11 protein-coding genes and 3 tRNA genes are annotated in these 15,130 nt (G+C 39.7%); all 14 read right to left on the bottom strand.

Features of this window, described 5'->3' with window-relative positions; genetic code table 11:
* Nucleotides 1-51: 51 nt before the first annotated feature.
* Entirely contained in the window at nt 52-363 is a 312-nt protein-coding gene (locus C5L21_RS02760) for a hypothetical protein (RefSeq protein ID WP_004901496.1), read from the bottom strand.
* A 354-nt stretch (nt 364-717) separates the two neighbouring features.
* Nucleotides 718-2,874 carry a peptidoglycan amidohydrolase family protein gene (locus tag C5L21_RS02755; RefSeq protein ID WP_004906698.1) on the bottom strand — a complete coding sequence of 719 codons (2,157 nt, stop codon included), beginning with the start codon at nt 2,872-2,874 and terminating at the stop codon, nt 718-720.
* A gap of 352 nt (nt 2,875-3,226) precedes the next feature.
* Nucleotides 3,227-3,299, bottom strand: a tRNA-Thr gene (locus tag C5L21_RS02750).
* A gap of 29 nt (nt 3,300-3,328) precedes the next feature.
* A tRNA-Asn gene (locus tag C5L21_RS02745) sits at nt 3,329-3,401 on the bottom strand.
* Nucleotides 3,402-3,528: 127 nt separating this feature from the next.
* Nucleotides 3,529-3,601 (bottom strand) — tRNA-Asn (locus C5L21_RS02740).
* 81 nt (nt 3,602-3,682) lie between these two features.
* Nucleotides 3,683-5,164 carry a lysine--tRNA ligase gene (gene lysS / locus C5L21_RS02735; protein ID WP_085699606.1) on the bottom strand — a complete coding sequence of 494 codons (1,482 nt, stop codon included), beginning with the start codon at nt 5,162-5,164 and terminating at the stop codon, nt 3,683-3,685.
* A gap of 117 nt (nt 5,165-5,281) precedes the next feature.
* Nucleotides 5,282-6,178, bottom strand: coding sequence for an Hsp33 family molecular chaperone HslO (gene hslO / locus C5L21_RS02730; RefSeq protein ID WP_004901500.1), 897 nt, complete (start codon nt 6,176-6,178; stop codon nt 5,282-5,284).
* 64 nt (nt 6,179-6,242) lie between these two features.
* Entirely contained in the window at nt 6,243-8,333 is a 2,091-nt protein-coding gene (gene ftsH, locus C5L21_RS02725) for an ATP-dependent zinc metalloprotease FtsH (RefSeq protein WP_004901503.1), read from the bottom strand.
* 23 nt (nt 8,334-8,356) lie between these two features.
* Nucleotides 8,357-8,896, bottom strand: coding sequence for a hypoxanthine phosphoribosyltransferase (gene hpt, locus C5L21_RS02720; protein WP_004901507.1), 540 nt, complete (start codon nt 8,894-8,896; stop codon nt 8,357-8,359).
* Nucleotides 8,896-10,203, bottom strand: coding sequence for a tRNA lysidine(34) synthetase TilS (gene tilS, locus C5L21_RS02715; protein ID WP_085699602.1), 1,308 nt, complete (start codon nt 10,201-10,203; stop codon nt 8,896-8,898). Before tilS ends, hpt begins: the two co-directional genes overlap by 1 nt.
* A gap of 29 nt (nt 10,204-10,232) precedes the next feature.
* Nucleotides 10,233-10,628 carry an FtsB family cell division protein gene (locus C5L21_RS02710; protein WP_004905424.1) on the bottom strand — a complete coding sequence of 132 codons (396 nt, stop codon included), beginning with the start codon at nt 10,626-10,628 and terminating at the stop codon, nt 10,233-10,235.
* 62 nt (nt 10,629-10,690) lie between these two features.
* Nucleotides 10,691-10,984: an RNA-binding S4 domain-containing protein gene (locus C5L21_RS02705; RefSeq protein WP_004901515.1), complete on the bottom strand. Its 294-nt coding sequence runs from the start codon at nt 10,982-10,984 to the stop codon at nt 10,691-10,693.
* Nucleotides 10,985-11,001: 17 nt separating this feature from the next.
* Nucleotides 11,002-14,538, bottom strand: coding sequence for a transcription-repair coupling factor (gene mfd / locus C5L21_RS02700; protein WP_133286009.1), 3,537 nt, complete (start codon nt 14,536-14,538; stop codon nt 11,002-11,004).
* 20 nt (nt 14,539-14,558) lie between these two features.
* The gene (pth, locus tag C5L21_RS02695) at nt 14,559-15,128 is read right to left on the bottom strand and encodes an aminoacyl-tRNA hydrolase (protein WP_085699600.1); all 570 of its coding nucleotides are present in this window, start codon (nt 15,126-15,128) and stop codon (nt 14,559-14,561) included.
* Between the last annotated feature and the right edge of the window lie 2 nt (nt 15,129-15,130).

Raw genomic sequence — 15,130 nt, 5'->3', positions numbered from 1 at the left:
CATTTTAAAAGAGACGTGCAATCCATTAATAGATTGCACGTCTCTTTTATATTAATAATTAACAGCAATACCGCGTCTCGGACACTTAGCCAGATCCTGAATTATCCGTTCAGTTTTTCGCATAATTAAGATAACTTCGTGGTCGGCAACGGCAACTTGTGTTTCATAGCGCACGGCTAAATCGCCACTATTAAGATCATTTGGATGGACTGCGCGTTTCTTACGTTTAAGTGTTGTTAGGTCTTTTTGGTAATTTTTAATATATGGTATAAGTTTTTCTCTCTCAGCCTCATTTTGATTAGCTTTTGCCTGTAATTTTAACAATGCGTGTTTAATGACTTTGTACAAATAATCGCTATTCATGCGCCAACTCACTTTCAACAATTGTCATTTAGACTCATTAAGCTGATAAATGCGCACAATGCCTATTGTGATTATCGTTTAAATTTTTGGAGACAGCTTGATAGCACAATTTATACACGTGCGCATGAAAAAATCTATGGCGAACTAGTTACAATTCTTGAGCGTATTTTTCGATATATAATTTCTAAGTGTAAGTCAGCTAGTATGTTAAAAATCATATTCATATTTCTTGCTACCCCTTTAATGGCTGCGCCAAATTAACGTATGAATACTCAAAACTTTCTGTGTTGCTACTGTCATTATAACAAATATTTTCAGAAAGCAATGAAAAAAAGCCCTTCGGCTTTTAATAACTTACATTTGACGATAAACATAGTAATACGGGTAACTGTCACGTTGCGCAAATTCATTATAACGCACTTCTTGAACAGCTGATCCTTTTGCCCCTGCTGTTAAATAACATGTTGAAATAAAGTATGGGTCATTTTCTGTTGTGGTCATAATCCCAACGTGACCAAAAGCTCCCTCACTAAATCCGCGCTTACCCCAGATCACAATATCGCCACGTTTGGCATCCCAACTAGAAGCATTTTCAATAATTAATTTGAATCCATTATTTGTCAAATAATCATGTAATGACTCTGTACTGTACAAGTAATCATATGGTTTAGCCCCAGCCTCATACAAAGCTTGTGTCATTGAACCAGAACAATCGGCTGTACCATCGGCGCCATTACGTGAACCATACATTGAATAAGTCAAACGACCCTTATTATATTCAAACCAATTAATGACTTGATTAACATCCACGTGAAATTGTACCGGAGACGATTGTAAGTCTTGCTCTAAAACATGACTAATAATGTTATTATTAGCCAGCCTAACCGTATAATAGTATGAAGAATTTGAATAATTCGTCTGTGTCTTGTTGAGAATTGTAACATTTTGTCCAGCCAGCTGCTTCAAGTCATGACTACCGCCTAATGTTGAATCAGCAAACTTTGTTATATAAGCTGTGTCCCAGACGTTGAATTTCGATACGGCGACCACATTGCCATTGGCATCAACAGTATCAATCGTGTCAGCGTCACCCCACCGGCCAAAATGGTATCTTTTATGACCGTATATTAAGTATTTGTCACGGTACTGAACAAAATTATCTCCATAGTACTCTAACATGTTATTGCCATAATGCCGAAAGCCTCTCAGCGCGTCGCCATTAGATTTCATATAGTATAGCACACCATTGTCGTGAACATAGGCGTCTCGAACTTGTTTGGCATCACTACCATAGTACTCCATGTTATTATTGCCATAATGGCGAATCCCTTTAATCGCCAGACCATTTTGATCCATATAATAAAAGGTACTGCCAGTAGCGACATATTGATTGATAACTTGTTTATAATCGTTACCGTAAATTTCAAAACTATTACCAACGTTGCGAACACCCTTGAAAGCATCCCCATTACTAGTTAAATAATATCGGCCAGCAGCATCTTGTGCATAATTATTACGTACTTGCTTGAAATCATCACCATAAAATTCCATATTGCCATTACCATAATAACGCACACCTTTAACCGCATCGCCATTTGGCTTCATATAATAAAATGTGTTACCAGCCCAGACATAAGCATCACGTACTTGCATACCAGAATTATCGTAATACTCCATGCTGTTATTACCGTAATGCCGTTCACCCTTAATCATGTGACCATCATAATCATCAAAGTACATAAAATCATTATTGTACCAAAGATACCCATACACCATTCGCCCAGTTTGCGCATTGTAGTACACGATTTTATTTGGTAATTGTGTCAAACCACGTGACATGACATAGTTGTTATCAAAATTATACCAGTAGTTATCTATTTTCTTCTCACCACTGATAAAATGACCATTTTCTTGGTACTTTCTTTGACCATTATCATTTACCCAGCCAGAACGAGCTTGTATTTTAGAATCCCGATTAGAATCCCGAAAGGTCCTTTGGTTTTGAAAACTAGTTAATGTTGCTACTTGCAGAGAATTAGTATGTTCATGTGTCTCTTGATTGACCACTACCTTACCAGCACTGGCAGATTCCGATGTCTTGTCTGTGTCTGTCGTTTCAGTAGCAGATGTGTCATCACGCGCCACTGAATGAGAGACTTGTATATCTGTTGGTATATCATTGCCAGCACTCGTTTGTTTGTCTGGGGTTTGAACAATCTCTTGTTTCTGACTCTTATCTCTAGCCGTTGTTACTGAAACATCATTTTTTGTGTCACTGGCTTTATCAGGTACTTTACTCGTTACCGTTGCAACATTTTGGTGACGGTTAACATCAGTTGCAGTTAACACCATAGTAGCGTCAGCTGTTATTGGCGTTGTTACTGTCTGCGTTTTATTGTCGGCTACTGCTGCGCCAGTTATTGTATCCGCGCTTGCTTGCTTTAAACTGATAGTAGTTAGTGCTGTTGCGATGATAACAGACGTTGATAAAATAGACCAAGGTTTAAACATGATTTTCTCCCATTATTAAACGGCTATACCTTTGGCACCAATGGGAAGCAGTAGGTTGAAATACTTAGTACTTAGCTATTTTGCAAACAAGTAGACCATCACCACTGAGTCATCAGGCAAGTCAATTACACCGCCATTATTGTATCACATCGATTCGCAATAACAGCCATTTTAATAAGAATAACAACATATTGTAATCAAATTGTTTTTATCTTTTGTTAGTAAGTATTTTGTACCTCGTCATTTGCTTATTTTTCAAATTACCAACATAACACTGAGCTAATCAATTAGTCTCAACATTACAAAAAAACCTTCAATCACGAATCATTTATGATTGAAGGTTTTAAACTGATGCCGACGAGAGGAATCGAACCTCCGACCCCAGGTTTACGATACCCGTGCTCTACCAACTGAGCTACATCGGCAAGTAGATAACACTGAGGTTACCTGATAACTCCGACTGCCGGGCTCGAACCGGCGACAACCTGATTAACAGTCAGGTGCTCTACCAACTGAGCTAAGTCGGAATAATTGCTTAACACAACTATTTAATTATGCCAGTTTTGACTAAAAATGTCAACACTTTTTTCGATAAAGATACCCAGAAAAATGGCACAAAAAAAGCAAATCTTTTAAGATTTGCTTCTCATATAACTCCGACTGCCGGGCTCGAACCGGCGACAACCTGATTAACAGTCAGGTGCTCTACCAACTGAGCTAAGTCGGAATAATTGCTTAACACAACTTAATTATTATAACGAATAACTAGGCGATGTGTCAAGCGTTTTTGATAATTAGTTTTTACAATTTAACGCATTGTTGGGAAAAGCAAAACATCACGAATCGTATCAGAATCTGTCAGCAGCATGACCAAACGATCAATGCCAATGCCCAAGCCACCTGTTGGCGGCATACCGTATTCAAGTGCTTCAATGAAATCTTCATCGATATTTTCTGCTTCATCATTCCCATTTTCACGTTCAGCAACTTGCGCTTCGAAACGTGCGCGCTGATCAATGGGATCATTCAACTCAGTGAAGGCATTGCCATACTCGCTACCCATGATAAACAGTTCGAAACGATCTGTAAAACGAGAGTCCTCAGCGTTACGTTTAGCCAATGGCGATACTTCGACGGGATGACCGTAAACAAAGGTTGGTTGTACCAGTGTGTCTTCAACAAACTCTTCGAAGAATGCATTGATAATATGACCAACACCCCAATATTTTTCATATTTAACATGCTTATCGTCAGCTAACTTTTGTGCTGCCTCGACAGACATGTCTTGCCAGAAATCAATACCTGTTTGTTCTTTAATCAAGTCAACCATATGCTTACGCGCAAAGTTTGAACCCAAATCAATTTCTGTCCCTTGATACGTCACTTTTAAATCGGAAGAGACTACCGAAGCAGCTGCTTTGAATATGCCTTCAGTTTCGTCCATAACGTCTGTGAAGTCCATATATGCAGCATATGTCTCCATTGTTGTAAACTCAGGGTTATGCTTAGGATCCATACCTTCATTTCGGAAAATACGGCCAATCTCATAAACACGTTCAAAGCCACCAACAACCAAACGCTTCAAGTACAATTCAGTCGCAATTCGCATATACATGTCAATATTAAGTGCATTATGATGTGTGATGAATGGCCGCGCAGCAGCACCACCAGCTTCTGTTTGTAAAATTGGCGTCTCAACTTCCATAAAGTCTTGTGAATCCATATAAGCACGAATTGCTGAGATTATCTTCGAGCGTAATTGGAATTTCTTGAATGATTCCTCATTAGCAATCAAATCTAAATAACGCTTGCGATAGCGAGTTTCAACATCAGCAATACCATGGAACTTGTCAGGCATGGGACGTAAAGCCTTTGTTAAATGCGTTAATTCGGTTGCCAAAACGGTTAATTCACCCGCTTCAGTTTTCATTATAATTCCTTTAATACCAAGGAAATCGCCCAAATCAGCTCGCTTAATAATTGGATAATTTTCACCCAAATCATCGCGCTTAGCATAGACTTGAATTTTGCCTGAAACGTCGCGGAAATCAGCAAAAATCACTTTCCCTGCACCACGCTTAGCAATCATACGACCAGCAATCACAACTTCATGTTGTTCTGCTTCGAGCGTTTCCAATGTACTGTTATCATATAAATCGTGTAATTCCTGCGCCTTTGCTGTACGCTCAAAACGCTTACCAAATGGATCTAAATGCAAATCATCAACAATAGTTGCTAATTTTTGACGACGAGCCAGCATTTGATCGTTGAGGGCTTTTTCTTCTGCCATGTGTATAAAGTGCTCTGAATTGAGCACGTTTCCTCCATATTATTCTGGTTATATTAACCAGTTCTAAAAGTTCTCACTAATAATAACTATACCAAAAAACAAAGCTAACCTCAAAGGTTAGTCCTGATTATTCTTCTTAATTTCTGCAACAATACGGCTTAATTCTTCAGCTGTGAAAAAGTACCGTTTACCAGAGAACTTACCCACAACCTCCGCACCGCCATCTTCATCAATCATCGCTTGTACTTCTTCTGCGGGCAAAGTTGTCAACATATCCCGGTAAGCCGCTTTTGATGGCTCTGCAGCTAAACCAACCCCTGCTACTTGTAGTATCTCGACTTCACCTTTACCAAAAATTTCTTCTAAAATATCTAGTGGTGTGTAACTATCAACTAGCATATCCGCCAAGGGCTTCATTTGCTTTAACGCTTTTTCTAGGGTATCAAGTGCTTCGTCGGTTGCATCCGGTAATGCTTGAATGAGAAAACCACCGGCAGCTTCAACTGTGTTATCAGCGTTCATATAAACTGATACACCAACAACTGATGGTATTTGTTCAGATTGCGCCAAGTAATAGGTAAAGTCATCACCTATTTCGCCTGAGACCAGCTGACTCTGCCCTATATAAGGATCTGAATAAGGTGCAAACTTAGTTATTTGTAAGAAACCATTTGAACCAACAGCTTGCGCAACATCCAATTGTCCTTTGTCATCAACGATTGATGCAACTTGCGGGTTGGTCACGTAACCGCGAACGCTACCCTTAGCATCTGCCTCGACCACAATATTCCCAATTGGGCCACGGCCATTAATTTGAATAGCAAGTCGTTCTTCGCCCTTTAAGACTGATTGAGCAGTTAATGTCGTTGCCAACATACCACGCCCTAAAACAATCGCTCCTAAGCGCGATGTGTCATGTGTCAAAGCTGCAGCACGAACAAGCTGCGTACCATCTAATGCATATGCTCGAAAAAATTTGTTTTTTGTCACTGTTTTAATAAATTGATCTGCCATAATATACTTTCTACGCCATGCGTCATTAAAATAAAAAAGTTGACGTTAAACGCCAACTATCATTTTACTTATTTTTATCGTTTTTGTCATCAATTGGCGCATCATCTGGTGTTTCAACTTCTGACTGACTATCATCTTGTTTTTTTGGTTCATCGTGATGTTCATAACGCTCTTCAGCCTCTGAATCTTTAGCATCAACGGCTGCTTTTGCTTCTTCAAATGATTTAGCTGTCGCCAGTTCATCATCATCTTGTATATCTTTACGTGTAAATTTACCAGTTTCGTAAATATCTCTAATTTGCTTTTCGTCCAATGTTTCAACTTCTAGCAATGCTTCGGCAATCGCAACCAGCTTATCCTTATGTTCAGAAAGAATTGCTGAAGCGTCTTCAAATGCTTCCTTCGTAATACGACGCACTTCTTCATCAATCAATCTTGCGGTTTCTTCAGAATAACTACGATTCCCAGCCTGTTCAGCGTAACCGACACTGGCATTACCTTCAAGCTGTACCATACCAACTCTGTCAGACATACCAAATGCCGTAACCATCTGTCTTGCTAAACCAGTAGCTTGTTGAAAATCGTTTGACGCGCCAGAACTAGCTTCATTAAACATGAATATTTCCGAGGCACGACCACCCATCAAACCAGCTAGCTGCTCTTTTGCCTCAGAGTAGCGTAAGTTGTAACGATCATTTTTAGGCGTCATCAATGCATACCCACCAATACGACCACGTGGTACAATCGTTACTTTACGGACAACTGATGCTTCTGAACGTACCAAACCAACTAATGCATGACCCGCTTCGTGGTATGCTGTTGTTCGACGCTCTTGCTCTGACATACCACGGTTTGTTTTTGCTGGGCCTTGGAAAATACGATCTTCAGCTTCATCAATATCTGCTGCATCAACTTTTTTCTTATTGCGACGTGCTGCAAGTAAAGCAGCTTCGTTCAACAAGTTTTCCAAATCGGCACCAACGTACCCTGGTGTCTGCTGCGCAATGGCTTTCAAATCAACATTATCTGCCAATGGCTTGTTCTTGGCATGAACATTTAAGATAGCTTCACGGCCCTTAACATCAGGTGCCCCAACTAAAATTTTACGGTCAAAACGACCAGAACGAAGCAATGCTGGATCTAGCACATCAGAACGGTTAGTTGAAGCCAAAATAATGACACCTTCTGATCCTTCAAAACCATCCATTTCAATCAATATTTGGTTAAGTGTTTGTTCACGTTCATCGTTTCCGCCACCCATGCCTGTACCGCGTCGACGACCAACGGCATCGATTTCATCAATAAAGATAATGGCTGGTGCCGACTTTTTAGCATTTTCAAACAAATCACGTACACGTGAAGCACCAACACCAACAAACATCTCAACGAAGTCAGAACCTGACATTGAAAAGAATGGGACACTCGCTTCACCAGCGACTGCTTTAGCTAATAATGTTTTACCAGTTCCCGGAGGTCCCTCAAGCAAAACACCTTTTGGAATACGGGCACCAAGATTAACGAACTTCTTAGGTGACTTTAAGAACTCAACAACTTCAACCAATTCTTGTTTTTCTTCTTCGGCGCCAGCGACGTCAGAAAAGCGAACTTTGTTGTCCTTAGGATCAGATGGCTTTGCTTTTGATTTTCCAAAGCTCATCATGCCACCTTGGCCGCCTTTACCACCAGCCTGGCTCATCATGACATAAAATACTGCCACGATAAGCAAAACAGGTATCAACGATACTAACAAATTTAGCCAAAAGCCTGACGACTCTTGTTGCTTTGTAACCATATCCGTATCAGTTGATGAAGCGACTTGTGTCACTGACTTCAGAGAAGCATCGTTAGGTAGCAATGTAGAACTGAAGCGTGTTACTTTTTGAGATGACTGCAAGAAACTTAATCCCTTGTCAGCCTTCGTCTTTTGCGCCGTACGATACTCACCTGAAACATTATAGATACCATTTCCAGGTTGCACTGTAATTGACTTAAGTTCCTTGTCATTCAGTGCCTTCATAAATTCACTTGACGTTAGTGTCTTAGAAGATGACTTATCATTACCAAACAAACCATAAATCATCCCAACGACAGCTAGGAAAATGAAAATATAGAAGACAGAACTTTTTAAGAAACCACCTTTTGGATTATTATTCATTAAGTTTCCCCAATTTCTAGAAGTTAGTCAGTATAAACTTCTTTTTTCAGAATACCAACATATGGCAAGTTTCGGTACATTTCTTTGTAGTCTAAACCATAGCCAACAACAAATTCGTTACGCACATCAAAGCCGACATAATCAGCATCAATTGATACCTTACGACCTTCTTTTTTATCTAACAAGGTTGCTACTTTAATTGACTTTGCACCACGCTTGCGTAACAAATCTTTCATGAACAACAATGATTGTCCAGTGTCAACAATGTCTTCAAGAATGATGACCTGTCGATTTTTAACATCGGAACGAATATCTGTCACCAGTGTAATTTCATCGGTGCTTTTAACGCCACCATGGTAGCTAGATACGTTAATAAACTCTAAGTCAACGTATAAATCAACTTCTCGCAATAAGTCAGCTGTCCAAAGATACGCGCCCTTCAACACTGACAAAACAATCGGTTTTTCGCCTGCATAATCTTGTGTAATTTTTTGACCTAAGCGTGAGGCAGCATTATGAATACTAGCCTGGTCAAATAACACTTCTTGTATATCGTTATCCACTACTTTTCCTCAATTCGCCATGCAAGCCAATAATTGGTTGCATCTTGTTTGCTGACAAAATCTGCACTTAAACGCCAACGCTGACGAACACGTACGGCTATCACATCGTCATTTGGTGTTGATAAAACGACCATATCGTGCCGTTCATTTTGTGATAATTTTTCATCAATCGCTAAGCGTCGCAGTTTTTTATGCCCATGTATGAGTGCAAGTTTATCACTTGTTTTTACTGGGCGCAAGTATATAGCTGGCAGATCATCAACCAAGCCAAAGACAAAACTATTGTCAGAGTTAACTGGCTGATTTGTTGTCCAACAATATACATCATCTGCAAAATTTTGCCATTGATTTAATTTTAACATAAGTGTCGGCAAATCTTGCACTGTATTTGGTATTTCTGTTGTTTTTTTAAGATAAACCTGCCGATAATTCTTAATTAACACAACCGTGTGAGATAATTGAATCGAACCAGTCGGTTTTTTCTCATTAATCAGCAATTGATGAATATGTTTTAATTGCTGTTGCTTAAACCGATATACCTTCTGCTCATGTAAATAAGCGGCTAACGTGACTTCAAGCCACAAATCAGGAATTTTGGTCCAATCCTTTGTTAATAACGGTACGTACTGTTTCGCTTGAAAAGAGATAAGTTCAGATTGTTCGGCTATTTGTTTGGCAAAGCTATTCACATGATTAACCACTTGCAGATTAATTGTCTTCAATTCGGGTATGACAATATTTCGCAAAAGATTTCTAGGCGTGTATGTCGCATCAAAATTAGTGTCGTCTTCGCGCCATGATAAATGATGTTGTTGTGCATAAGTTATCAGTTGCTGCTTAGTTATCCCCAAAAAGGGACGCAAAACTAAGCGTTTTTTTACTGACATACCCGCCAGCTGTTCCAACCGTCCGCCACGGATTAATTTGAGCAACACTGTTTCAGCCTGGTCATTGGCATGGTGTGCAACAACAATAGTCTTGGTTTGATACTGGCCAGCCAATCGCGCAAAAAAACGATAGCGGAACTCACGTGCTTGTTCTTCCACAGCATGACTAGGCATAATTGACCAGTCTATTTGTTCAAAAACTGCTTGATAGGTCGTAGCAAGCTGACGCACAAAAAGCGCATCACCGTCACTTTCTTTACGAAGATGATAGTTAACATGCGCAACCACTAACTTGGTGTCAGGTAAGTATTGACGCAAAGCATGGAGCAAGACAACCGAGTCTACTCCGCCTGAAACAGCCACAATAATCGTTGCTTCCCAAGCATAGCGTCGTAATTGTTCATCAATTTTATTAATCATATTAGAAAAAGCACCATTCCGGTGCCCTATTACTGCTTATCCGAAGGCAAATTATAGATTAGTTCACCTTGCTTAGTGTAACCGTACTTATCTCGCAAAATTTGCTGCAAATAAGTTGGATCATTCAGGCGTTTAACATCAGCCTTAAGATTATCATTTGTTTTTTGTATTGATGTCAAGCGACTTTGTGTTGTTGTTAAAGTCGCATTAGCCGTGTGTAGTTTCACTTGGCTAACAAGCAGCTGTACTGCAAAAATAGTTGCGATAACCGCGCCAAAAAACAGAATCTTTTTTTCACGACTAGCATGCGCCTTTTTATAGTGACGCCTTGCCTGCATGTTTGCCGATTCTGAGTTTCGGATAATTTGCTGTATTTCAGGATTAACATGCTGCCTATTCAATTGTCTTCTTTTTTGAGTCGACATGAACTTTACCTAGTCCTAGTTTGGCACGTTCTTATCATTTTTACAAGAATATTTAACAATACTTAAACTTTTGGCGTCTCATCACTCGGTGTACGAAAATCATTCTCATACTTTTCACTAATCACTTCATACACATCTGCAGATGCCTCTTTTTTAGTCGTTTCGACAATTTTCAATACTTTAACGGTTAGTGTTTTGTTACCAAACCTTATTTCTAGTATGTCATTTGTACTAATATCAGAAGAAGATTTGCCAACCTTCCCATTGATTGAAATGCGCCCTTGATCGGCGATTTCTTTTGCAACAGTGCGACGCTTGATTAAGCGTGACACTTTTAAATATTTATCTAAACGCATAATTTATTTCCTTTTAATTAAATTTGGTTGCTCGTCATATTTTGCTCTTTTTCTAAGACAGTCAATAAATACTGACGTAAAATAATTAACCATATACTACTTTCAGCAACATCATCAACCGTCATTATCACCTGTAAATCTCCCGCTTCTGTTCGGACGGCGACTTTAAGTGGCACATCAGCTAAGGTTTCAAAAATTGCTTCTCCAGCTAATTTTTCGGTTGCATCATGATTAAACTGTAGGGTTAACTGATTTTTTTGTCGTCTAATATAGACTAACTGCGTTTGATCAGCTAGTGATTTAATTTGCCCAACCAATAACAAGCGTGCGACCTCATCTGGCATGTCGCCAAAACGGTCTAACATATCAGCTTCAATATCTTCAAACTGTTCATCTGATTTTGCTTGTCTAATACGCGTATAAAGTTCAATTTTTTGCGCATTATCAGGAACATAGTCGTCAGGCAAATAAGCCAACACACCCAATATCAATTCTGTATCTGTTTCTGGTTGCTGATTTTGCGTTACTTTGCCTTGTTTTTTTGCCACGGCGTCTTTTAACATTTGTGTATACATGTCATAACCAACAGAATCTATGAAACCGTGCTGCTGCTTACCAAGTAAATCACCTGCACCTCTGATACTTAAATCTCGCATGGCAATTCTAAAGCCAGAGCCAAGTTCAGTGAAATCTCTAATAGCCTCCAGCCTCTTTTCGGCTTCCTCACTAGGTGTACGTGTGAATGGATAAGTAAAGTAAGCATAGGCCAAACGTGTTGAACGACCAACGCGACCACGTAGTTGATAAAGTTGTGAAAGCCCCATGTGATCAGCATTTTCAACAATCAGCGTGTTCGCATTAGGAATATCCACACCCGTCTCAATAATAGTTGTGGTCACGAGCACATCATAGTTGCCATTTAAAAAGTCATAAAGCACACTTTCTAATTGCGTTTCTGACATTTGCCCATGAATACTGGCTACACGTGCAGATGGCACTAAGTCTTCTATTTGACTGGCAACACGATCTAAATCTGCCACACGATTGTGCAGATAAAAGACTTGACCGTCTCGTGCTAATTCTTTTTCAATAGCATTTCTAACAATTGTCCAATCCGCTTCAAGAACATATGTTTGAATTGGATAACGATTAGCGGGTGGCGTCTCGATGACGGATAAGTCACGCGCACCAACCATGGCCATATTAAGTGTCCTGGGAATTGGCGTGGCTGTCAATGTTAACACATCAACATTGTTTCGTAATTGTTTCAGACGTTCTTTATGTTTCACACCAAAACGTTGTTCTTCATCAATGATGAGTAGACCCAAATCAGCAAAGTTAACATCTTGACTTAATAATCGATGTGTACCAACCACTACATCAAGTTCATGTGCTTCAAGTTCCTTGATTACTTTTTTATTTTGCGCTGGTGTTTGGAAGCGACTCAAGACGCCAATACGAATATCTGAAAAGTCACTAAACCGTGCCAGCATCGTTTCATAGTGCTGCTGCACTAAAATTGTGGTTGGCGCCAAAAATGCAACTTGTTTCCCAGCATGTGCTGCTTTAAATACAGCACGCAAGGCAACCTCTGTTTTTCCAAAACCAACATCTCCAACTAATAACCGATCCATTGGTCGTTCTTTTTGCATATCTGCCTTAATTTCTTCAATAGAACGAATTTGATCTGGTGTTTCAGGGTATCCAAATGTGGTATCAAATTGTAATTGAGCGGTGTCATCTGGTGGAAAGGCGTATCCTGACAAAGCCTCTCTTTGCGCATACAAATCCAAGAGATCATCAGCAATATCCTCTATTTTGGCTGCAACTTGTCGCTTCGTCTTTGCCCATTCTGCACCACCCAATTTATTTAACTTGGGCGCCTTTGCTGCATCCGAGGCACCAATATACTTTTGGATCAGGTTTAACTGTGTGACTGGAATAAAAATCTTAGCATTTTTTTGGTAGGCAATCGACAAATAATCTTGCTTACCACCATCTACAGTGATAGTCTGTAAGCCTTCATAACGACCAATACCATGATTAATATGCACAACATAATCACCAACATTGAGCTCGTTATATGATTTTAAACGTTCAGCATTGGCTATTTTTCGTTGCCGCGGTGCAGGCCGCCGCGACTGGGTAAACAATTCGTGCTCTGTTAAAACAGTTAAATGAAGTTTAGGCCATTCAAATCCAGCTGATAGATTGCCATCTGCCAACTGTACCTCATTAACTAATAAATGATTTGATTCATGCAGTGGCACCGTTAAGTCCTGTAACGATTGACCGAAATGTTGCCTTCTTTGCGGTTCACTAATTAGCATAACAACCGTTGTTCCCGATTCTTGCGCGTAAACAAGGTCATTTTTGATTGCCGGTAATTGACCATAATACTGAGTAGCAGGCCTTGTCGTCACTTCAACAATGTTAGTGAAATGAATTTTATTGAGACCACGTTGAAAATTAGCTAAGTAAATAAATGGTTGGGCCATACTAGAAACAATATGATCAAAGTCTGCACGTAAGGATTGATGTGGCAATATTTGATAAGTTTCAAGTTGATGGGATAACCACTCTTGGTCACGCATCAACTGCTGTAATCTTGTTTCTTTGAGGCGTGTATACTCATCAATAACGACTAATGCTTGCCCATCAAAATAGTCTAATAAATTGGTTTCTTTACCAAAAAAATGCAGTGCATAAGGTAACAGCTGGTTATCACGGGTGTGATTACTAAGCCTATATTGCGTTGCCGCAAAGCCCTCTGTAATATGCTTTTTATCAATACCTGATAATGTCGTACGATAGGTATTAAATTGTGCTTCAATTATTTGTTTTGCTTGCTCATAGCGCGTTTCAGAGACAATCAAGTCGGTTGCCGGCTGTATCGTTGTCGCTTCAAGCACAGTGATACTTTTTTGTGTCTCAACATCAAATATTTTAATCTGATCGAGCTCATCATCAAAAAAGTCTAATCGAATAGGATTGTCTTCAGTTAGTGGGTAAATATCAACAATCGCACCACGTTGTGCAAACTCACCAGGTCCTTGTACTAGCTTAGTGGGTATATACCCCATCATCATCAAAGTATTTTTAATCTGATGAATGTCATATCGTGCTTGCACAGTCAACGATAGTGACGCCTGATCTAAAGTACTTGGCTCCGGTAAAAAGCGTTCGGCACCTGCAAGACTAGTCACAACAATGCATGGCTGTTGTGTACGCAGCCTAAGTAACGTTAAGACGCGCTGCAAACGTAATTCAGGTGAACTAATGGCCATCTCAGTTGCTAAGGATTCTTCAGCCGGAAAGCTTATTGCTTCAGGGGTTAAGCCAGATAAATCGGCTAACATTTGGTCAGCATGTGCCTGGGTGTCCGTAATGACTAACATCTGTCGCGGATTTGACTGATATAAAGCGGCAATGTTTGCAGCTCTAGCACTACCATTCACGCCTAGCAAAAGTTGTCGTGTTGTTGGGCGCGCATGCTGATTTAATGTTTTAATTGTGTCGGTTTGTGCTAGAAAATCAGTTAACACATTTGTCATAATTATTTTACTACCGCCTATTATCCGTTAAATTGATTACTTAGTTGTGATACCTTGGCCCCTGATAGCCACATGTCAATGGCCTGTGTACTCCGATCTAGCATTTGATCAATTTCTGGTTGTTCACTACGTGTAAACTGACCAAGAACATAATTAATCACAGCCTCTTGCTCATGCTGTGGATGACCTAACCCAAATTTTAAACGCAAAAAAGCTTGTGAGCCAGTATGCGCTATGATAGATTTTAGCCCATTATGCCCACCAGCTGACCCTTTGCCTCGAAAACGCAACTTGCCAAATGGCAAATCCATATCATCAACTAATACTAAAACATCACTATCGATGTTCCCGCCATAGTAGTCTAACAGTGCACGCACTGCTTTCCCTGAATCATTCATGTAGGTTGTTGGCTTGACGATTAGCACTTGCTCCCCATTAATCGCTGTTTTGCCCACAATTGCAAATTGTTTGCTGGGCGAAAAAGCGACATGATGTGCTTCAGCAAAATTATCTACTGCCATAAATCCAATATTATGACGTGTTTTCTCATATTTCGTGCCAATATTTCCCAATCCAATAACATACTTCATAT

Source organism: Leuconostoc citreum, from assembly GCF_004354555.1.
Taxonomy (GTDB): domain Bacteria; phylum Bacillota; class Bacilli; order Lactobacillales; family Lactobacillaceae; genus Leuconostoc; species Leuconostoc citreum.
This window is presented reverse-complemented; position numbering and strand designations above follow the sequence as displayed.

Coding starts and splice junctions, on each gene's coding strand:
- pth (WP_085699600.1), bottom strand. CDS start 15,128: ATGAAGTATGTTATTGGATTGGGAAATATTGGCACGAAATATGAGAAA.
- C5L21_RS02755 (WP_004906698.1), bottom strand. CDS start 2,874: ATGTTTAAACCTTGGTCTATTTTATCAACGTCTGTTATCATCGCAACA.
- lysS (WP_085699606.1), bottom strand. CDS start 5,164: ATGGCAGAAGAAAAAGCCCTCAACGATCAAATGCTGGCTCGTCGTCAA.
- C5L21_RS02705 (WP_004901515.1), bottom strand. CDS start 10,984: ATGCGTTTAGATAAATATTTAAAAGTGTCACGCTTAATCAAGCGTCGC.
- tilS (WP_085699602.1), bottom strand. CDS start 10,203: ATGATTAATAAAATTGATGAACAATTACGACGCTATGCTTGGGAAGCA.
- ftsH (WP_004901503.1), bottom strand. CDS start 8,333: ATGAATAATAATCCAAAAGGTGGTTTCTTAAAAAGTTCTGTCTTCTAT.
- C5L21_RS02710 (WP_004905424.1), bottom strand. CDS start 10,628: ATGTCGACTCAAAAAAGAAGACAATTGAATAGGCAGCATGTTAATCCT.
- mfd (WP_133286009.1), bottom strand. CDS start 14,538: ATGACAAATGTGTTAACTGATTTTCTAGCACAAACCGACACAATTAAA.
- C5L21_RS02760 (WP_004901496.1), bottom strand. CDS start 363: ATGAATAGCGATTATTTGTACAAAGTCATTAAACACGCATTGTTAAAA.
- hslO (WP_004901500.1), bottom strand. CDS start 6,178: ATGGCAGATCAATTTATTAAAACAGTGACAAAAAACAAATTTTTTCGA.